The sequence below is a fragment of the Flavonifractor hominis genome (assembly GCF_040095835.1).
In the GTDB taxonomy this organism is placed as follows: Bacteria; Bacillota; Clostridia; order Oscillospirales; family Oscillospiraceae; genus Flavonifractor; species Flavonifractor hominis.
On the sequence record NZ_JBBMFT010000011.1, the window covers coordinates 35,754 to 55,136 of the forward strand.

A 19,383-nucleotide genomic window follows, 5' to 3' on the forward strand; every position below is an offset into this window, starting at 1 on the left:
GTAGAAACGTTGATGCAGATTACAGAAAACAGCTTGATCCTGCGCTTTTTCCTGGCCCTGTGGCTGGCTGTGAAGCAGGCGGGGAGCAACAGCGTGCTGGGCCGGGCCTGTGACCGGCTGGAGGCGCTGGCCCGCCGGGGGACGGAGCACAGCGCCATCTGGACCTTCTTCTGGCGGGAGGGGCGGGTGCCCAAAGCCTGGCCCGACAGCCTGGCCTGCCGCCTGTTCACGGGGCTGATCAACATCCCCTGCGCCCTCTTCAAGGCCGTCTACCGGGCCGGACGGCGGGTGTGGGACGCCAGCCTCTTCTGCCGCCTGATGGGCGCGCTGGGAGGCGCCAGCTTCTTCTTTTTGGGCCTGTTCATGCTGGTCATGCTCATGGCCCCCCACGCCATGTGGAACAACCTCTACGGCCTGCTGGGCGCCATGGCCCTCACCGGGCTGTTCGTGGTGGGCAGCGCCTCCCGGCGGCAGTACCGGCTGGAGCTGGACACCCTGGGACCCTACATGACCATCTACATGGGCTTCATCTGCGTGGCCCTGCTGGGCTCCCTGTCCACCCACCTGTCCCTGCGCTTCTTCGCCTTCCACCTGACCAGCTTCCTGCTGGTGCTGCTGGTGGTCAGCTCCATCCACAAGTACGAGCAGCTCCAGCTCATGGTCTCCCTGGCCGTGGTGGGCATCTCGGTGGCCGCCCTCTACGGCTGCTACCAGGGCTACATCGGGGTGGACATCGTCCCCTCCCAGCAGGATATGACCCTCAACGCCGGCATGCCCGGGCGGGTCTACTCCTTCTTCGACAACCCCAACAACTTCGCCGAGCAGCTGGAGATGCTCCTGCCCCTGGACCTGGCCCTCTTCCTCAACTCCCGCTGGCGGGGCAAGCTGCTCAGCCTGATCTCCCTGGGCCTGGGCGTGGCCGCCATCGGCTTCACCTACGGCCGGGCCAGCTGGATCGGCCTGGTCTGCGCGGTGGTGGTCTTTGTGGCCCTGGTGAACTGGCGCTGGCTGCCCGTGCTGCTGGTGCTGGGCCTGGCCGCCATCCCCTTCCTGCCTGAGACCATCTACAACCGCATCCTCACCATCTTCCAGGCCAGCGACGACAGCTCCGTCCAGTACCGCTTCGGCATCTACGACACCACCAAGAACCTCATGGAGGACTACTGGGTCCGGGGCGTGGGCCTGGGCAGCGACGTGATGAAGAAGGTCTTCCAGACCTACCCCACCAACTTCGACGGCTCCTACCCCATCCACACCCACAACAACTATCTGCAGATGTGGGGCGAGACGGGCATCTGGGGCATCCTGTCCTTCCTGGCCCTGCTGGTCTGGCAGCTCAAGACCGGCGTCAAGCGCTTCTGCGCCGCCACCGACGTGCGCCTGCGGCGCATGCTGGCCGCCGCCATCGGCGCCTTCTGCGGCATTTTGGTGGTGGGCCTGGCCGAGTACACCTGGTTCTATGCCCGCAATATGTTCACCTACTGGTTCCTCTTCGGCATCATCGCCGCCTGCGTCAAGCTGAGCCGCCAGAAGAGCGAGAATACCGAAACTGCGTAAGAAAACAGCAAAGGGCCGGTCCCATTTGGGACCGGCCCTTTTGTTTGTCATGCGGTTTTTTCTTCGTCCCCCAGGGGCAGGACCACGTTGTAATAGATGTGCCGCAGAAAGCACACGCACAGCAGCAGCGAGGCGATCTCCGCGATGGGGAAGGCCCACCACACGGCGGCCACATTGCCCGTGAGGGAGAGCAGGAAGGCCGCGGGCAGCAGCACCACCAGCTGACGGACAAAGGAGATGATCATGCTCAGCACCCCGTTGCCCAGGGCCTGGAAGGTGGACGAACAGATGATGTTGAACCCGGCGAACAGGAAGCACAGGCTGATGATCCGCAGGGCGGGGATGCCGATGGCCAGCATGGCGTCCGACGCCTCGAACAGGCCCAGGATGGGGCCGGGGATGAGCTGGATCACGATCAGTCCCGCCAGCATGATGGCCACCGCCAGGATGGCGCTGAAGCGGACGGTCTCCACCAGGCGGCGGCGCTTGCGGGCGCCGTAGTTGTAGGAGACGATGGGCACCATGCCGTTGTTCAGCCCGAACACCGGCATGAACACGAAGCTCTGCAGCTTGAAGTAGACGTTGAACACCGCCACCGCGGTGGAGGAGAAGGCGATGAGGATCTGGTTCATGCCGAAGGTCATCACCGAGCTGATGGCGTTGAGCAGGATGGAGGGCGCGCCCACGGCGTAGATGCGCCGGATCACGCTGCCGTTGGGCCGGAAGGCGCGGAAGCTGGGGTGGATGTCGTGGTTGCGGGTCAGGTTGAACACCAGGGCCAGGATGGCCGCCACGATCTGCCCCAGCACGGTGGCCGCCGCGGCCCCCGCCACGCCCATGGCCGGGAAGGGCCCAAGGCCGAAGATGAGCACCGGGTCCATGACGATGTTGATGATGGCGCCGGTGCCCTGGGTGATCATGGTGTAGAAGGTGCGCCCGGTGGCCTGGAGCAGCCGCTCCAGCATGATCTCCAGGAACAGACCCACCGACAGCCCGCCGCAGATGCGCATGTAGACCGCGCCCTGCTCCACGATGTCGGGGATGTCGGTCTGGATGGCGAAGAAGGGCCCGGCCAGGGTCAGGGCCAGGACCATGAACACCAGCGTGCTCACCACCGCCAGAAAGATGCCGTTTTCCGCGGCGTGGTTGGCCGTCTCATAATTGCGCTCGCCCAGACTGCGGGAGAGCAGGGCGTTGACGCCCACGCCGGTGCCCACGCCCACGGCGATCATCAGGTTCTGAAAGGGAAAGGCGATCCCCACCGCCGTCAGGGCGTTTTCGCTGATCTTGGCCACAAAGTAGCTGTCCACCACGTTGTACAGGGCCTGGACCAGCATGGAGATCATCATGGGCAGCGACATGGAGACCACCAGCCGCCGCACCGGCATGACGCCCATTTTGTTTTCTGACATAACCAACCTCCCGAAACAAACACACAAAAAAAGCAGCCGCAGCGTTTTGCCGCGGCAGACTATTTTATCCGATGTGGGATGGTCAGTCAATCCCTTTGTCCGATTCTATCGCATTTTTGTAGAAACTGTAGAACTCCGGCCGGCCGATGGCGGTAAAACCGGCGGCGGCGGCGTCCGGCGAGCAGACCACGCCCCCCAGACTGCTGGAGCAGTGGAGCACGGGCAGCGCCCCCTCCGCCGGGGGCCCGGCCACCACCCCCACGTGGGACAGGTCGGGGAAGAAGGCCAGATCCCCCGGCTGGGCCTGCTCCCAGTCCACCGGGGTGCAGGCGGCCCACTGGCCGGACACGCCGCTGCCCATCACCGCCCCCGCCGCCGGGTCCTCCGCGGCGGTGACGGCGCACCAGCTGACAAACCCCGAGCAGTCCAGGCCGAAGGGCAGGCACTGGCCGGTGGTGGAGCTGCCCGGCGCGTCCACCACCGTTGCCGTCCCCCAGCGGCGGTCCCAGCCCACCGCCTCCGATTTGCCACCCCAGAAGTAATCCACCCGGCCCAGCAGGGCCGCGCCCGCTTCCACCACCCGGCGGCGCAGCGGGTCCAGCTCCGCCGGAAGGGCCGCCCGGATGGCCCGGGCCGCCGGGCTGTCCGGCAGCGCCGGGGCCGGACGGCACAGCGCCCCCGGCAGCAGCATCCCCGCCGCCAGCAGCAGCACGGAAAGGACCCGTCGGACCTTCATCCCCCTCCTCCTCCCGGACAAGGCACCCATTGAGACGCCTTACAATAAGATAGGGTGGGGGAGGCCATGGCTTCCCCCCACCTTCACCTGTATGACAAGGAGAACGGAAGTATGAGTACCCTTTCCTTAAATATGCTCCAGGTGGGCCAGAGCGCCCGCGTGGAGGCCGTCGCCGCCCGGCCCGACCTGCAGCGGCGGCTGCTGGACCTGGGCCTGATCCCGGGCACGGCGGTGACCTGCACCGCCAAAAGCCCCGCCGGGGATCCGGCGGCCTACCTCATCCGGGGGGCGGTCATCGCCCTGCGCAGCCGGGACGCCGCCGGCGTGCGCCTGGAGGGAGAGCCGTGAGCGGGGAAGAGCGGGTCGTGGCCCTGGCCGGCAACCCCAACGTGGGCAAGTCCACCGTCTTCAACGCCCTGACGGGCCTGCGCCAGCATACCGGCCGGCGCTGCTATGGCGAACGCCAGCGCACGTGAAAGGCCCCGTCCTGACTCACGTCCACCCCCTCGGCCACCCGGGCCCAGAACTGCTTTTTCAGCGGCCGGGACAGCTGCCGGTACAGCCCCACCCAGCTCTCCGCCGCATCCTCCTCCGCCGGGGCGGGGAGGGGCGGGGCCTCCAGCGCCGGGCGCAGGGCGGCGTAGCAGCGGGCGTAGGAGGCGCGGTCCATCAGGTCGTTGAGGTAGAGGTCCTGGAGCTTCTCCAGCTTCCGCCGGGCCCGGGCCCGGGCCGGCTCCGGGTCCTCCGCCGCCGGGGCCTGGCGCACCCGCGGCGCCCAGGGGGCCAGCCCCTCCGCCAGGGCCGCGGTCAGGGCCTCCTCCAGCGCCCCCTCCCCGGTGCGCCGCCGGTGGGGACACAGGTGGAGGGTCTCATACCGGGTGCAGCGGTAGTAGATGTACTTGCCCGACACCGTGTGCCCGCTCAGGCGGCGGCCGCACTCGGCGCAGAAGGCAAGCCCCGTGAAGAGGTACACCCGCCCGCCCTCCGCCGCTCGCTGGGACCGCTGCTGCCGCAGCTGCTGGACCAGACGGAAGCGCTCGGCGTCCACGATGGCCGGGGCCCCCAGCGCCCCCATGTAGCGGGGGTTGGACAGCAGGCCCCGCAGGCCGCTGTCGCTGTACGCCAGGCCGTAGCGCTCCAGCAGGTACCGCCGCACCGCGCCCACCGAGCGCAGGGCCGTATACTGCCCGAACAGGTCGGCCACCACCGCCGCCGACGCCGGGTCCACCGCCAGACGGCCCCCCTCGATCCGGTAGCCCAGGGGCACCTTGCCGCTGAGCACCTCCCCACGGGCCCGCTTGCCCTCGAACACCGCGCGGATGCGCTCCCCCGTCCGGTCGGCCTCGTCCTGGGCCACCGAGAGCATGATGTTCACCTTCAGCCGCCCCGAGGCCGTCACCGTCTCGTAGTCCTCCCGGATGGCCCGCCAGCGGGCCCCCGCCCCGTCCAGCACCCGCTGGACCTCGTAGTAGTCCCCCACGCTGCGGAACCACCGGTCCAGCCGGGTGAAGAGCACCAGCTCCACCCGGCCCGCCGCCACGTCCTCCAGCAGCCGCAGCAGGGCCGGGCGCTTGCGGTAGCCCTTGCGGGCCGAGATGCCCTCGTCGGCGTACACCCCCGCCACCGTCAGGCCGTGGCCGGCGGCGTAGGCCTCCAGCGCCGCCCGCTGGTCGGGCAGGGACAGGCCGTGCTGGGCCTGCTCCTCGGTGCTGACCCGGATGTACAGCCCCGCCCGCAGGCCGGCTTGGGTCTCCTGCTCCATGTGCCTCACCTCCTATGCCAGCATACGCCCCGTCGGGGGAAACAGAACGGGGCCGGGCGCATACAATGGCCCCGGGAGGTGGCGGATATGGCGCAGGACCACGGCCCCGACCCCGCCCGGACGGCGGCGGTGCTGGGGGAGCTGCTGAGCTGGCAGCGGGAGCGACGGGTGGAGGTGCAGGCGGTAGCTGTACGCCGGCGTGCAACAAAACAGGGCGGGCCCGGGTAGGTTGCGGGCCCGCCCTGCCCCTTTGGGCGGGCCGGAGAGGAGGAGCGAGAGATGCAGGATGAAGCAACCGGCCTGGACCGCCTGGCCCGGGCCATGGAGCATCTGGACCCGGCGGGGCTGGACTATGAAGACTGGCTGCGGGTGGGTATGGCCCTCAAGCAGGCCGGGGGACGGCCGGAGGACTGGGCGGCCTGGAGCCGCCGGGACCCGGCCCGCTACCGCCCCGGGGAATGCGAGCGCAAGTGGAACAGCTTTCGGGGCAGCGGCCACCCGGTCACCGCCGGCACCGTGCTGCACATGGCCCGCCGGCAGGGCTGGCGGGAGGAGGAGGGGCAGCCGCCCCGGGAGGGCCCGGCGGAGGAGCTGGCGCGCTATCTGCGGGCCCTCTTCGCCCCGGAGGAGCGGGTGGGCTACGTGGCCGAGTGCTGGCAGCGGGAGGGCCGGTGGCTCCCCGGCCGGGGCCGCTGGGACCGCACCGCCGGGGAACTCATCCAGGCCCTGGAGCACTGCGGCGGGGACCTGGAGCGGGCCCTGGGGCCCCTGCGGCGGGAGGCGGGGGCCTGGATCCGCTTCAACCCCCTGGACGGGAAGGGGTGTAAGGACGAGAACGTGACCGCCTTCCGCTACGCGCTGGTGGAGTCGGACAGCATGCCCATCCAGCGGCAGTACGAGGCCATCCGGGCCTTACAGCTGCCGGTGGCCTGCCTGGTCCACTCCGGCGGCAAGAGCCTGCACGCCATCGTGCGTGTGGACGCCGCCGACCGGGAGGAGTACCGCCGCCGGGTGGATTACCTCTACGAGGCCTGCCGCCGGGGCGGGCTGGAGGTGGACCGGCAGAACCGCAACCCCTCCCGCCTGTCCCGCATGCCCGGGGTGGCCCGGGGGGCGGGCCGCCAGCGGCTGCTGGCCACCGGCCTGGGCCAGCCCTCCTGGCAGGCGTGGCGGGCCTGGATGGAGGCCCAGAAGGACGGCCTGCCCCCCTTCACCCGCGAAAAGCCCGAGGGGGAGCTGGAGCCCCTGGCTCCGCCCCTCATCCAGGGGGTGCTGCGGCAGGGCCACAAGCTGCTGCTGGCCGGGCCCTCCAAGGCGGGCAAGTCCTACGCCCTCATCCAGCTGTGCATTGCCATCGCCGAGGGGGGCAGCTGGCTGGGCTTCCCCTGCGCCCAGGGCCGGGTGCTCTACGTCAACCTGGAGCTGGACAAGCGCTCCTGCGAGCGCCGCTTTGCCGACGTGCGGCGGGCCCTGGGCCTGCCCTGCACCCACCCGGTGGAGCTGTGGCACCTGCGGGGGCGCAGCTGTCCGCTGGACAAGCTGGTGGACGCCCTGCTGGCCCGGGCCCGGCCGGGGGACTACCTGGCCGTGGTGCTGGACCCCATCTACAAGGTCATCACTGGCGACGAGAACGCCGCCGACCAGATGGCCGCCTTCTGCGGCCAGTTCGACCGGCTGTGCGCCCGGCTGGGCTGCGCGGTGATCTACTGCCACCACCACTCCAAGGGCAGCCAGGGGGCAAAGCGCTCCATGGACCGGGCCTCGGGCTCCGGGGTGTTCGCCCGGGACCCGGACGCGCTGCTGGACTTCATCCAGCTGCCGGTGGAGGAGCTGCCCGGTGAGCGCGCCCCGGCGGGGCGGACGGCCTGGCGGGTGGAGGGAACGCTGCGGGAATTTCCCCCCTTTCCGCCGGTGGACCTCTGGTTCGAGCACCCCATCCACCGCCCCGACCGGGAGGGGGTGCTGGCCGGACTGGACCCGGAGGGGGGACGGAAGCACCCCGGCGCCGGAGCCGCCCGGCAGCGGCGGGAGCAGCGGCGGCAGTCGGTGGAGGGGGCCTTCGCGGCCTGCGCCCGGGAGGGGCGGACCACGGTGGCCGAGCTGGCCGACCACCTGGGGGTCACCCCAAAGACGGTGCGCAGCCGGCTGAAGGAGCACGGCCGCTTCCGGGTGGAGGGGGGCGTGGTGGAGCGGAAATGAGGGAAAAAGACCCCTTCCGCCCCGGGAAGGAAACCCTCCCCCCTACGGGGGGAAACCGAAGGCGGACAGGCCGCCGCCTTCGGGTTTCCCCGCCCGGTTGCCCGGCAGTGTGCAACAAAAGCCGGTGGAACAGGGAGGGTGAAGGGAGGAATTTCGTATGATCCGATTTGACGCGTGGACCCTCATCCCGCCCGAAGCGGGGGAGATCCTGGCCCGGCAGTACGACCGGGGACGGGTCCTGTCCATCACCGGGGAGCTGCCCCAGGGCTGGACGTGGGACCTGCTCATCCAGGCGGGGGACCACCTGGACATCCTGGCCCTGACGGCGGCGGAGGGGGGCGCCGAGGCGCTGCTCACCGGAGAGACGCTGGCGCTGGGCGGGCTCTACACCCTCCAGCTGCGGGGCACCCGGGGGGAGACAGTGCGCCACACCAACCCGGTGGCGGTGTTCATCCCGCCCTCCTTGTCCGGGGACGCGCAGTGGCCCACGCTGCCCAGCGCATTTTCCCAGGCCGAGGCGCGCATCCGGGAGTTAAACGCCCACCCGCCCATCCCCGGGGACAACGGGTACTGGCAGGTGTGGGACCTGGAGGCGGAGACCTATGGGGAGAGCCAGCTGCCCCTGCCCGATGTGTCGGTGGGCCCCGAGGGCCCGCCCGGACCCCAGGGTCCCCAGGGCGAGCCGGGCCCACAGGGCCCCCAGGGGGAACCGGGCCCCCAGGGGGAAAAGGGGGAACCGGGCGAGCCCGGCCCCCAGGGTGAGCCGGGGCCCCAGGGACCGGAGGGGCCAAAGGGGGAAAAGGGCGACCCCGGAGAGCCGGGCGCCCAGGGCCAGCCGGGAAAGGATGGAGCCGGAGTGCCCGCCATCACGGCGGAGGACGAGGGCAAGGTGCTCGCTGTAGCCGATGGCGCGGCGGTGTGGTCCGCCCTGGGCGCGGGGAGCGGAGCCGCTCCCCGTCTGCTGGCTCAGATCGTCTCGGACGGCAGCGCGGCGCTGTACAGCAAGAGCATTGACCAGCTCGGCGACGGCCTGTATGCCGTATATCTCTTTGTGGAAACCGACGAGGCCAACAAGGGACAGAATATTTACGCCAAGGTGGGGCCGAGCAGTATGAGTCAGTATACCGGCGGCATCCGCACCGCGAGTGTGGTCAGCGGCACAGATGCAATAAACCTGACCTGGACGCGCCTGTCTTTTTGGGTAGGCGGGAGAGACGTGGTCGGATTTGCAGAGGTGGGGACCACCGCGGGCACCGCATTCCGAGCAAGAGAGGGCAGGGGTGAGCAGATCGACGCGGTGGTCAAGCTGATGATGTATTCCAGTGAGGGAAAGACAATTCCTGCCGGTTCGGAGCTGACCCTTTGGAAGCTGGTATAGGAGGTGACAGGATGAACGCGGGAGAGAAACTGACCTATTGGATCGACGGGGCGCTGGTGGAGCACACGGTGACGGAAGAGGAGGCCCGCCGCTGGCAGGCCGCCCAGGCGGAGCAGGCCGCCCCCACCCTGGAGGACCGGGTGGCCGCCCTGGAGCAGGCCCTGGAGGAAGGGCTGCGGGCATGAGGCGCGCACGGGGGGCGGGATGAGCCATGGAGTGGACCGTCGTCACCGTCATCATCGCCCTGGTCGGGCTGGGGGGCGCCATCCTCAAGCCCCTGACCTCCCTCACCGGCTCCATCACCCGGCTGACCGTGGTGGTGGAGCGCCTGGAGCGGGAGCTGGAGGAGCAGGCCCGGCACAGCCAGGAGAGCCACCGGCGCATCTGGGAGCACAACGAGGAGCAGGACCGGCGCATCGAGGAGCATGAGCGGCGGCTGGGCGTGCTGGAGCGGAAGGGAGGGCCTTCGCCATAGCGCGCCCGGCCCACCGGCAACTGGCCGGGCAAAACCGTGGGCACCGCCCAGGGAGCGTGCACCTTCCGCGGGCGGCGCTACCAGCTGGTGGACCTGCCGGGCACCTATTCCCTGCGGGCCCACTCCGCCGAGGAGGAGGTGGCCCGGGACTTCCTGTGCGCGGGGGGAGCCGACGCCGCCGTGGTGGTGTGCGACGCCACCTGCCTGGAGCGCAGCCTCAGCCTGGTGCTGCAGACCCTGGAGCTGGAGGCGCGCACGGTAGTGTGCGTCAACCTGCTGGATGAGGCCGCCCGCCGGGGCATCCGGGTGGACCTGGCCCGGCTGGAGGAGCAGCTGGGCGTGCCGGTGGTGGGCACCGCCGCCGGACGGGGGGAGGGGCTGGAGGCGCTGCTGGCCGCGGTGGAAGGGGTCATCGACCGGCCCCCCCGGCCCGGCGACCCGGTGCGCTACCCCCCGGCGGTGGAGTTCGCCCTTTCCTCCCTGCGCCCGCTGGTCCAGCGCCACGTGAACGACCCCAGGCGGGCCCGGTGGGCCGCCCTGCGCCTGCTGGAGGAGGACGGCACCCTGCTGGCCGCCCTGGGGGACTGGGCGGGGGAGGACCCCCAGCTGCAAAGCGCCCTGGAACAGGCCCGGGACGGGCTGGTCCGGGCCGGACTGGACCGGCAGGCGCTGGCCGCCGCCGTGGCCGCCGCCCAGGTGGGGACCGCCGAGACCCTGGCCGCCGCCGCCGTCACCCGCACCGGCGACACCGACCGCTGGCAGCGGAGGCTGGACCGGCTGCTCACCCAGCGCAGCACCGGCATCCCCATCATGCTGCTGCTGCTGGCCGGGGTGTTCTGGCTCACCCTGCAGGGGGCCAACTACCCCTCCCAGCTGCTCTCCCAGGCCCTGTTTTGGGTCCAGGACGCCCTCAGCGCCCTGTTCCGCGCCGCGGGCGCCCCCGAGTGGCTCCACGGGGCCCTGGTGCTGGGGGCCTACCGCACCCTGGCCTGGGTGGTGTCCGTCATGCTGCCCCCCATGGCCATCTTCTTCCCCCTGTTCACCCTGCTGGAGGATCTGGGCTACCTGCCCAGGGTGGCCTTCGTGCTGGACCACGCCTTCCAGAAGGCCCGGGCCTGCGGCAAACAGGCCCTCACCATGTGCCTGGGCCTGGGCTGCAACGCCGCCGGGGTGGTGGGCTGCCGCATCATCGACTCCCCGAGAGAGCGGATGATCGCCATACTTACCAACAACTTCATGCCCTGCAACGGCCGCTTTCCCACCCTCATCGCCGTGTTCACCATGTTCTTCGTGGGCACCGGCGGCGGCGTGTGGCAGGGCCTGGCCGCAGCAGCCGGGCTCACCGGCATCCTCCTGGTGGGGCTGGGGATGACCCTGCTGGTCTCCCGCCTGCTCAGCGCCACCCTGCTGCGGGGCACCCCCTCCGCCTTTACCCTGGAGCTGCCCCCCTACCGCCGCCCACGGGTGGGGCAGGTGGTGGTCCGCTCGGTGCTGGACCGCACCCTCTTCGTCCTGGGCAGGGCCGCCGCCGTGGCCGCCCCCGCCGGGCTGCTCATCTGGGTGTGCGCCAACCTCTCCGTGGGCGGACAGAGCCTGCTGGCCTGGTGCACCGGCTTCCTCGACCCCTTCGCCCGGCTGATCGGTCTGGACGGGGTCATCCTCATGGCCTTTTTGCTGGGCTTCCCCGCCAACGAGATCGTCATCCCCATCCTGCTCATGGGCTACCTCTCCACCGGAACCCTCCAGGACATGGAGAGCCTGGACGCCCTGCGCCAGCTGCTCTGCCAGAACGGCTGGGACGGCCTCACCGCCGTGTGCACCCTGCTCTTCTCCCTGATGCACTGGCCCTGCTCCACCACCTGCCTGACCATCGCCAAGGAGAGCGGCGGGCTGCGCTGGGCCCTGCTGGGCATGGCCATCCCCACCGGGGCCGGAGTGGCGGTGTGCTTCCTCACCGCCTCCGCCGCCCGGCTGTTGGGCCTGGCGTAACCCAGGGGACAGAAATTTTAAATTGCCCCTTTACAAACCGGGAAAACATTGCTATAATAATCTGGCACGTTGAGCATGTCCCATGCTGTGCCAGACGCGCCCGTAGCGCAATTGGATAGAGCGTCAGATTCCGGTTCTGAAGGCTGGGGGTTCGAGTCCCTTCGGGCGTACCAAAAAAGAAGCACCTGCGAATGCAGGTGCTTCTTTTTTTATCTCCGCGAGAGGCCGGTCACCCGCCGGAGAGGGGCTTGCGCAGCTCATACTGTCCGGCGACCACCTGGAAGGAGCACCCGCTCAGCAGCCGGAGGAGCTGGGGATAGCCCACGTCAAGGTTCTTCACGGTGACGGCGGGGAAGGACGAGACCAGGCCCTGCACCAGCGCGCCCAGATCGGGCAGATGCGCGTATCCCAGCTGAAAGACCGCCCCGCTGGCCTGGTCAAAGACGCAGAAGGCGGAGATGCGGCCCTGCCGGGTCATGTACCGGACCCGGGGAGGCCGCGCCCGGCGCAGCAGGACGGCGGTGGTGTGCTCAAAGGACGGCTCCGCCAGAAGGCAGTGCCCCGCCGCCCCCGGGTCAAAGCGGGAAAGGTCCGTCTCCTCCGCCGGTGGCGGGACGGGCCCGCCCGCGGCCGGGGCCGAGCGCAGGATCTGATACTCCCGCGCCACCGAAAAGCCCAGCCCCTGGTACAGCCGGATGGCGTCCCGGTTTTGCCGCAGCACTTCCAGATAATAGGCCTGCGCCCCCTGCCGCGCCAGCTCCCCTTCGGCCCGGGCCAGCAGATGGTGGAACACCTGACGCCCCCTGTGCTCCGGGACCACCCCGGCGGCCACGGCAAACACGGCGCGCTCCCCGCCGTATTCCCCCTGGGCGTTCAGAAGCAGGCCGATCAGCCGCCCCTCCCGGAACGCGCCGTAAGACGCCGCCCGGTCCACGCCGCTCTCCTCCAGATGGGAGAGCAGCACCGCCCCGTCGGCCGGGACGGAGACACAGTAGTCGCCAAACGCCCGGCTGAGGCACTGGGCCAGCTGGGAATCACACAGGGACTCCAACGTGCTGTAGGTATACATGGCGTGCTTCCTTTCTCACCCAAAAAGTGCATCCGGACAGGCCCGCTTGTCTGACCGCCCCATGCTAGGGGAATTCTACCATAAATACCGGTGGAATTAAACAAAAAACAAAGAAAAATTCCATAGAATATTGACACTACAGTACAAAAGAACTACAATCGGAGGCAGAAGGCAATAAAACGTTTTTCCCCGGCGGACGACCGGACGCGGCCGCGGCCGACGCGGCGCGCCCACAGAGTGGGAGGTGGAGCAGAATGAGCGGCTGAACAGCGCACATCGGCAGGATCCGCGCGGAAACACAGCGACTCCCTATTTGATCAGAAGGAGACGAGAAGATGGAAAAACGAGCGTTTCGCAAAGCCGCATCGCTGTTGCTGTGTCTGGCGATGATACTCAGCCTGTGCCCCTGGGCCGCCGCCGTGGACGGCATGGGGCCCGGCTATGAAAACCCCGACCGGCAGGCCGACGGAGACATCGAGCTTGCCTTGTTTACCGGGACGTCCAAAGAGGACATCACACCGCGCTACACCGTCACCTTTACCGAGGACGAGACCGACCGGGACCCGAACTATCCGGTGGACGCCTCGTACGACCGGGGGATCTGCTACTTGCAGACCGGTTCCATGCCGGAGGGCCACGCCGTGGAGGTGAGCGGGATCGAAAACGTCCCCTACGGCACCTACCGGATGGACCTGCTCTACAAGATCTTTGACGACGGCCGGGCCACCGTCCAGTGCCACTGGGACGGACAGCCCGTGGGCGAGGCGGTGGACCTGGGCTCCTCCGAAGAGCCCGCCCGCAGCCAGCCCCAGGGGGACTTCCTCCACACCGACGGCACGGGCCAGAACAACTCCAACCTCTACGCCGTCACCCTGTCCGAGGCCCTGGAGGTCACGGGCAACGAGGCCGACAGCCACACCCTGCGCCTGGAGGTGCTGGAGAAGGGCGTCTGCGCCGTCTACGGCCTGCTCCTCACCCCGGTGGGCGAGCCGGTGATTCGGCTGGACCAGGAGCGGGTGGACCTGGAGCAGATCCAGCCCGAGCCCGTGGTGATCACCGCCCAGGTGGCGGAGGGCTTCGGAGCGCTGGAGTGGACCGTGGAGGATGACACGGTGGCCGCCGTGGAGCCCGGGGAGGACGGGACCGCCGTCCTTACCGCCGTGGGCGTGGGCCAGACCACCCTGACCGCCGCGGTCACCCGCCAGGACGACCCCATGACGGTGCGCACGGCCAGCCTGCCGGTGACGGTGACCGACGCGCCCGAGATCACCCTGGACCGGGCCGACCTCACCATCGACCTGAGCCAGGAGGGGGACCACACGGCCACGGTGACGGCCCAGGTGGACCCCCGCTTTGAAACGGTGGAGTGGACCGCCGAGCCGGAGGCGGTGGCCAGCGTGGAGCCCGGAGAGAACGGGACCGCCGTCATCACCGGCCAGAGCGCCGGCGACGCCGTAGTCACCGTGACGGCCGGCAAGAATGGCATTACCAAGCAGGCTGCCTTGACGGTGCACGTGGTGGACGGCGCCCTGGGCTTTACCGAGGGCCGGCTGGACATGAGCGACAAGCAGCTGGCCGAAACCGTGGACCCGGACGCCATCCGCTTCAACGACCTGGAGTGGACCGGCCTGGACCTGGGGGACACGGTGTCCGTCAACCCCGGCCGGCAGGAGGACGTATATGAGGTCAACCGCGTGGAGCCCCACGCCACGCTGCTGCCCTACGGCACTGTGGAGCAGGCGGTGACCGGCGCCCGGGACTACGACCGGGCACAGTCGGAATACTACCTGTCCCTGACCACGCCGGAAGATCTGGACCCGGCCACCTCCAGCTGGCAGTTCGCCATGGTGGACAGCCTGGGCTACGACCTGGAGGCCGCCGCCGCCCGGAAGGACCCCTACGACGACAGCCAGAACATCGTGGACTTCTACCGCACCGACTACGACGCCTCCCAGTGGCCCGGCGTGGCCGTGCCCTCCAGCTGGCAGGTCCAGGGCGTGGACGGCAGCGGCACCCCCTACACCGGCTATTACGACCCGGAGTACGGCTACGACCCGCCCTACTACACCAACGTCTCCATGCCCGGCAGCGTGACCATCCACGGCACGGTCCGGGAGATCTTCAACGGCATCAGCGCCCCCGCCGCCCCCGAGGACTACAACCCCGTGGGCTTCTACCGCAGGAGCTTTGACGTGCCGGAGGAGTGGATGGCCAACCAGAACAAGGTCTTCCTCTTCGTGGGCAGCGCCGAGGCGGCCTACTACGTCTACGTCAACGGCAAGCAGGTGGGCTACCACGAGGACAAGACCCCCGGCGAGTTCGACGTGACCCCCTTCCTCAACCCCGACGGGCAGGACAACCTGCTGGCCATCAAGGTATACCGCTGGGCCGACTGCTCCTGGATGGACGACCAGGATTCCCTCCGCCTCAGCGGCATCAACCGGGAGGTCTACCTCATGGCCACCCCCGCCCTGCACATCCAGGACTACAAGGTGGAGACCGACTTCGACGCCGGCTTTGAAAACGCCACGGTCAAGCTGGACGTGCAGGTGGAAAACTACACCGACCAGGCCCTGGACGGCTACTGCGTGACCGCCCAGATCTTCGACGAGAACGGGCAGGACCTGCTGCTGGGCAAGAACATCCGGCTGGAGCTGGGCGAGGTGGCCGGCGGCGGCGACGTCCGCCTCAGCGGCAGCGCCCTGGTGGAGCGGCCCCACAAGTGGTTCCCCGACGACCCCTACCTCTACACCCTGGTGCTCACCCTCCACGACAAGGCCACCAACACCGCCATCGAGCACATCAGCCAGCAGCTGGGCTTCCGGGAGATCACCTACCGCCAGCAGAACGACGACGATGTGCGGGACATCGTGCGCATCAACGGCCAGAAGGTCATGATGCTGGGCGTCAACTACCAGGCCATCACCCCCTACGGCGGCCACTACATCACCCCCGCGGACTATGAAAAAGACCTGCAGATCATGAAGCAGAACAACATCAACACCATCCGCACCTCCCACTGCCCGCCGGACACCTACATGCTCTATCTGGCCGACAAGTACGGCCTGATGGTCATGCTGGAGGCCAACAACGAGAGCCACGCCATCGCCGGCTCCTGCTTCAAGGCCGGACTGTACGAGCTCATCAACGCCCGGGTGCAGAACATCGTGCGCCAGGAGAAAAACCGCAGCTGCGTGGTGGCCTGGTCCCTGGGCAACGAGTGCGGCGGCGAGAGCAGCTGGGGCGACGTGATCGCCAACATCCACGCCGTGGACCACACCCGCCCGGTCCACTATGAGCCCATCCGGGGCAACGTCAGCGGAGCCATCAACCGCTCCCCCGACCTGCACAGCAATATGTACGCCAGCGTGGACGGCTACGAGCGCAACTGCACCGACACCTCCCTGGTCCCCTCCGTGTTCCTGTGCGAGTTCGCCCACGCCATCGGCGACGGAATGGGCAACCTGGCCGACTATGTAGAAGTGTTCCGCGCCCAGGAGCGGGCCATGGGCGGCTGCCTGTGGGACTTTGTGGACCAGTCCATCTGGACCGTGCCCGGCACCTACGGCGCCTATTCCGAGAGCGGCCCCTACGCCATGGAGGGTACCAGCACCGCCACCACCAACGAGGCACTCTTTACCGAGCATGAGGGGACCCGGGTGCTCCGGGCCGGCGCGTCCGTCACCTATGCCAACCGGGCCGGGACCGACGGCCAGGACCTCTTCAACGAGAAGATCAGCGGCCGCCAGCCCTTCAGCGTGGAGGTCTGGGCCAGCCCCAGCTCCGCCGAGGCCAACAAGATCCTGGTGGCCAAGGGCGACACCCAGTTCTCCCTCAAGACCAGAAACGAGGGGCAGATCCAGTTCTGCCTCTACACCGACGGCGGCTGGCGCTCCGCCCTGGCCGACACCCCCGACGACTTCGCCGACGGGTCCATGCACCACCTGGTGGGCACCTTCGACGGCGACACCCTCATCCTCTACTACGACGGCGCGGAGCTGGCCCGCTATGAGCTGCCCGAGGGGGAGCGCATCCAGACCAACAGCTACGCCTTCGGCGTGGGCATGGACCAGGAAAAGGGCCGCAACTCCGTGTCCGAGATCGCGGGCGTGCGCATCTACAGCCGCGCCCTGACGGCCGAAGAGGCCGCGGACCCCGGCCGCAGCCCCGCCGATCCCTGCCCCGCGGACAGCACCGACGTGCTCTTCTGGACCAACTTCCAGCAGGGCGACGTGGAGGCCAGACAGCAGCAGCTGGCCTGGGACTGCTATGAAAACGGCATGTACCTGGGCTACGGCGGCGACTGGGGCGAGGGCAACCACGAGAGCACCGGCTGCGCCGACGGCCTCGTCACCGCCGACCGCCGGACCCAGCCCGAGATGGCCGACGTCAAAAAGCTCTTCCAGCCCCTCAACTTCCTGGCCGACGAGGAGCAGCTGCTGGACGGCGTGGTGAACGTGCGCAACGAGTTCTACGCCACCGACGGCGCCGCGTTCACCTACCGCTGGACCCTGCTGGAAAACGGCGCGGAGATCGACAGCGGCGTGCTGGAGGACGTCCCGTCCATCCCCGCCGCCCAGAACGGCATGGATGTGTTCGACCAGCTGCCCACCCAGGCCATCCAGATCCCCTATGAACTGCCCGACACCCTGCGCCCCGGCGCGGAGTACGCCCTGCGCATCCAGGCCTGCCTGAAGCAGGACACCCTGTGGGCCGACGCCGGATACGTGGTGGCCCAGGAGCAGTTCGACCTGCCTGTGGAGCAGACCCCGGCTCCCGCCGCCGACCTGGGCGGCTGCTCCGCCCCCGAGGTGACCGACGGGACCGACCGGCTGCTGGTCCGCGGAGACGGCTTCTCGGTGGAGTTCGACCGGACCGACGGCAGAATGCACAACTACACCGTCAACGGCCAGGTCCTGGTGCTGGACGGCCCCATGCCCCAGTTCACCCGCAAGGCCGGCAAGAGCAGCAACGAGGGGACAGTCCAGGGCAGCGTCTGGAACGGCATCCAGAGCAAGCTGGACGCGCCCACCGTCACGGTGGACCGTCTGAGCCAGCCCCAGGCCGTGGTGGTGCAGGTGGACTACCCGCTCAGCGCCGTCAGCGCCGCCTCCGGCATCGGGATGACCTACACCATCTACCCCAACGGCGCCATTGAGACCCAGATGCGCCTGAGCACCGACGTGACCCAGCAGATGTACCGCTTCGGCGTGGACCTGGTGGTGCCCGAGGGCTATGAGACCGTGGACTACCTGGCCCGTGGCCCCCTGGGCAACTTCACCGACCGCACCAGCGGCTATCCCGTGGGCCGCTACCGCACCACGGTGAGCGAGAACTGCTTTATCTTCATCGATCCCCAGCACACCGGCGACCGGCTGGACGCCCGCTGGATGGCCCTGAGCGGGGCGGACAAGGAGACCGGCGTGATGTTCGTCGCCACCGGGGACACCATGCAGTTCAACGCCCAGCACCTGGCCCTGGAGGACCTGAACGTCCCCCACCCCACCGACCTCCAGCGCCGGGACGAGACCATCGTCAGCCTGAACAGCGCCTCCCGGGGCGTCAGCGGCAAGCTCACCAACGTGCTGCCCCAGTACCAGCTGGAGAGCCGGGACGGCATGACCCTGCGCTACACCATGGTGCCCTTTGACCCGGAGACCGGGGACCTGCAGAGCGTGGCCGACCCGTACCGCCAGAGCCCCACCTTCGCCTATCACGTCACGGTGAACACCCAGGGCCGGGGCGAGGCCGCCGCTCAGCCCGCCGTGGCCTCCGCCGGCGACACCGTCGCCCTGAGTGCCCGGGCCGAGGAGGGCTGGCACTTCGTGGAGTGGCAGTCCGAGGACGTCACCGTCACCGACAACGCCTTTGTCATGCCGGACGGAGACGTCACCCTCACCGCCGTGTTCGCGCCGGACGCCCCCATGGCCACCGGCGTGACCATCAGCCAGCAGAGCGTGTACCTGTACGCCAACTACGGGCCCTCCACCGTGCAGCTCACCGCCGCCGTGGAGCCCGCCGGCGCGGACCAGTCCGTCACCTGGACCAGCGCCGACGAGGATGTGGCCACCGTCAGCGACACCGGCCTGGTGCGCCTGACCGGAGAGGGCATGACCACCATCACCGTCACCTCCGCCGACGGCGGCTTTACCGCCCAGTGCCTGGTGCAGGTGGGCGCCTACAACGACGGCAGCGACTCGGATAACGAGGACACCACGCCGCCCACCGAGCCCACCGAGCCCGGCGAGCCCACCGAACCCGGTGAACCCACGGAGCCCGAGAAGCCGACCTTCTCCGACGTGCCCGCCACCCACTGGGCCTACAGCGCCGTGAACTACGTGGTGGACCGGGGCCTCTTCAACGGCACCTCCGGCACCACCTTCTCCCCCGAGACGCCCATGACCCGGGCCATGTTCTTCACCGTCCTGGCCCGCATGGACGGGGTGGACACCACCGGCGGGGCCACCTGGTATGAAACGGCCATGGCCTGGGCGGTGGCCGAGGGCATCACCGACGGCACCAACCCCGAGGCCACCATCACCCGGGAGCAGCTGGCCGTCATGCTCTACCGCTACGCCGGTGCTCCCGCTTCTGAGGGCAGCCTGAGCGGCTTTGCCGACGCCGCCTCCGTGTCCGCCTGGGCAAAGGACGGCATGCGCTGGGCCGTGGCCCAGGGCATCCTCACCGGCAAGACCGGCTCCGTCCTGGATCCACAGGGCACCGCCAGCCGCGCCGAGGTGGCCATGATGCTCATGCGCTTTGACCAGGGACAAAAGGCCTGAGCCTGGCCCGGACCACAAAAAAAG

At 69.1% G+C, this 19,383-nt stretch carries 12 protein-coding genes, 1 tRNA gene and 2 pseudogenes; 11 read left to right on the forward strand and 4 right to left on the reverse strand.

The annotated features are described in order from the left end of the window. Positions 1-12 precede the first annotated feature (12 nt). A complete protein-coding gene (locus WMO45_RS12315) occupies positions 13-1,557 on the forward strand; it encodes an O-antigen ligase family protein (RefSeq protein WP_349141098.1) in 1,545 nt (514 codons plus the stop codon). A gap of 47 nt (positions 1,558-1,604) precedes the next feature. Here WMO45_RS12315 and WMO45_RS12320 read toward each other — a convergent pair whose 3' ends face one another. Both WMO45_RS12320 and WMO45_RS12325 read right to left on the reverse strand, forming a co-directional pair. Beyond that, the gene (locus WMO45_RS12320; RefSeq protein WP_349141099.1) at positions 1,605-2,969 is read right to left on the reverse strand and encodes an MATE family efflux transporter; all 1,365 of its coding nucleotides are present in this window, start codon (positions 2,967-2,969) and stop codon (positions 1,605-1,607) included. A gap of 82 nt (positions 2,970-3,051) precedes the next feature. After that, positions 3,052-3,705 carry a C40 family peptidase gene (locus tag WMO45_RS12325; RefSeq protein ID WP_349141100.1) on the reverse strand — a complete coding sequence of 218 codons (654 nt, stop codon included), beginning with the start codon at positions 3,703-3,705 and terminating at the stop codon, positions 3,052-3,054. Positions 3,706-3,816: 111 nt separating this feature from the next. On the opposite strand from WMO45_RS12325, the gene WMO45_RS12330 reads away from it, so the two are divergent. After that, on the forward strand, positions 3,817-4,053 hold the full coding sequence (locus tag WMO45_RS12330; protein ID WP_349141101.1) for a FeoA family protein: 237 nt from the start codon (positions 3,817-3,819) through the stop codon (positions 4,051-4,053). Between the two features lie 14 nt (positions 4,054-4,067). Next, positions 4,068-4,148, forward strand: a pseudogene (locus tag WMO45_RS12335) (FeoB small GTPase domain-containing protein); the annotation flags it as partial. An 8-nt stretch (positions 4,149-4,156) separates the two neighbouring features. Here the strand turns inward: WMO45_RS12335 and WMO45_RS12340 are convergent. Next, complete coding sequence (locus WMO45_RS12340) at positions 4,157-5,467, reverse strand: recombinase family protein (RefSeq protein WP_349141102.1); 1,311 nt, start codon at positions 5,465-5,467, stop codon at positions 4,157-4,159. A gap of 87 nt (positions 5,468-5,554) precedes the next feature. Between WMO45_RS12340 and WMO45_RS12345 the strand changes: the two genes are divergently transcribed. The 7 genes and pseudogenes from WMO45_RS12345 (at position 5,555) to WMO45_RS12375 (ending at position 11,681) form a co-directional block, all read left to right on the forward strand. Further along, positions 5,555-5,695: a hypothetical protein gene (locus tag WMO45_RS12345; RefSeq protein ID WP_349141103.1), complete on the forward strand. Its 141-nt coding sequence runs from the start codon at positions 5,555-5,557 to the stop codon at positions 5,693-5,695. Between the two features lie 51 nt (positions 5,696-5,746). Continuing rightward, the gene (locus WMO45_RS12350; protein ID WP_349141104.1) at positions 5,747-7,666 is read left to right on the forward strand and encodes an AAA family ATPase; all 1,920 of its coding nucleotides are present in this window, start codon (positions 5,747-5,749) and stop codon (positions 7,664-7,666) included. Positions 7,667-7,823: 157 nt separating this feature from the next. Beyond that, entirely contained in the window at positions 7,824-9,044 is a 1,221-nt protein-coding gene (locus WMO45_RS12355) for a collagen-like triple helix repeat-containing protein (RefSeq protein ID WP_349141106.1), read from the forward strand. Between the two features lie 11 nt (positions 9,045-9,055). Then, entirely contained in the window at positions 9,056-9,229 is a 174-nt protein-coding gene (locus WMO45_RS12360) for a hypothetical protein (RefSeq protein ID WP_349141108.1), read from the forward strand. A gap of 26 nt (positions 9,230-9,255) precedes the next feature. Continuing rightward, a complete protein-coding gene (locus tag WMO45_RS12365) occupies positions 9,256-9,519 on the forward strand; it encodes a hypothetical protein (protein WP_349141109.1) in 264 nt (87 codons plus the stop codon). Between the two features lie 24 nt (positions 9,520-9,543). After that, positions 9,544-11,508 (forward strand): annotated as a pseudogene (gene feoB / locus WMO45_RS12370) (ferrous iron transporter B); the annotation flags it as partial. Positions 11,509-11,604: 96 nt separating this feature from the next. Next, a tRNA-Arg gene (locus tag WMO45_RS12375) sits at positions 11,605-11,681 on the forward strand. A gap of 56 nt (positions 11,682-11,737) precedes the next feature. On the opposite strand, the gene WMO45_RS12380 is transcribed toward WMO45_RS12375, so the two are convergent. Next, positions 11,738-12,577 (reverse strand): GNAT family N-acetyltransferase, encoded by an 840-nt coding sequence (locus WMO45_RS12380; RefSeq protein ID WP_349141110.1) that lies wholly within the window; start codon positions 12,575-12,577, stop codon positions 11,738-11,740. Between the two features lie 335 nt (positions 12,578-12,912). On the opposite strand from WMO45_RS12380, the gene WMO45_RS12385 reads away from it, so the two are divergent. Beyond that, positions 12,913-19,359, forward strand: a complete 6,447-nt coding sequence (locus tag WMO45_RS12385) for a glycoside hydrolase family 2 TIM barrel-domain containing protein (protein ID WP_349141111.1) — start codon at positions 12,913-12,915, stop codon at positions 19,357-19,359. Positions 19,360-19,383: the final 24 nt, after the last annotated feature.

Bases quoted from the DNA above. Each gene is read 5' to 3' on its own strand.
- WMO45_RS12315 (WP_349141098.1), top strand. From the start codon at position 13: ATGCAGATTACAGAAAACAGCTTGATCCTGCGCTTTTTCCTGGCCCTG.
- WMO45_RS12320 (WP_349141099.1), bottom strand. From the start codon at position 2,969: ATGTCAGAAAACAAAATGGGCGTCATGCCGGTGCGGCGGCTGGTGGTC.
- WMO45_RS12325 (WP_349141100.1), bottom strand. From the start codon at position 3,705: ATGAAGGTCCGACGGGTCCTTTCCGTGCTGCTGCTGGCGGCGGGGATG.
- WMO45_RS12330 (WP_349141101.1), top strand. From the start codon at position 3,817: ATGAGTACCCTTTCCTTAAATATGCTCCAGGTGGGCCAGAGCGCCCGC.
- WMO45_RS12340 (WP_349141102.1), bottom strand. From the start codon at position 5,467: ATGGAGCAGGAGACCCAAGCCGGCCTGCGGGCGGGGCTGTACATCCGG.
- WMO45_RS12345 (WP_349141103.1), top strand. From the start codon at position 5,555: ATGGCGCAGGACCACGGCCCCGACCCCGCCCGGACGGCGGCGGTGCTG.
- WMO45_RS12350 (WP_349141104.1), top strand. From the start codon at position 5,747: ATGCAGGATGAAGCAACCGGCCTGGACCGCCTGGCCCGGGCCATGGAG.
- WMO45_RS12355 (WP_349141106.1), top strand. From the start codon at position 7,824: ATGATCCGATTTGACGCGTGGACCCTCATCCCGCCCGAAGCGGGGGAG.
- WMO45_RS12360 (WP_349141108.1), top strand. From the start codon at position 9,056: ATGAACGCGGGAGAGAAACTGACCTATTGGATCGACGGGGCGCTGGTG.
- WMO45_RS12365 (WP_349141109.1), top strand. From the start codon at position 9,256: ATGGAGTGGACCGTCGTCACCGTCATCATCGCCCTGGTCGGGCTGGGG.
- WMO45_RS12380 (WP_349141110.1), bottom strand. From the start codon at position 12,577: ATGTATACCTACAGCACGTTGGAGTCCCTGTGTGATTCCCAGCTGGCC.
- WMO45_RS12385 (WP_349141111.1), top strand. From the start codon at position 12,913: ATGGAAAAACGAGCGTTTCGCAAAGCCGCATCGCTGTTGCTGTGTCTG.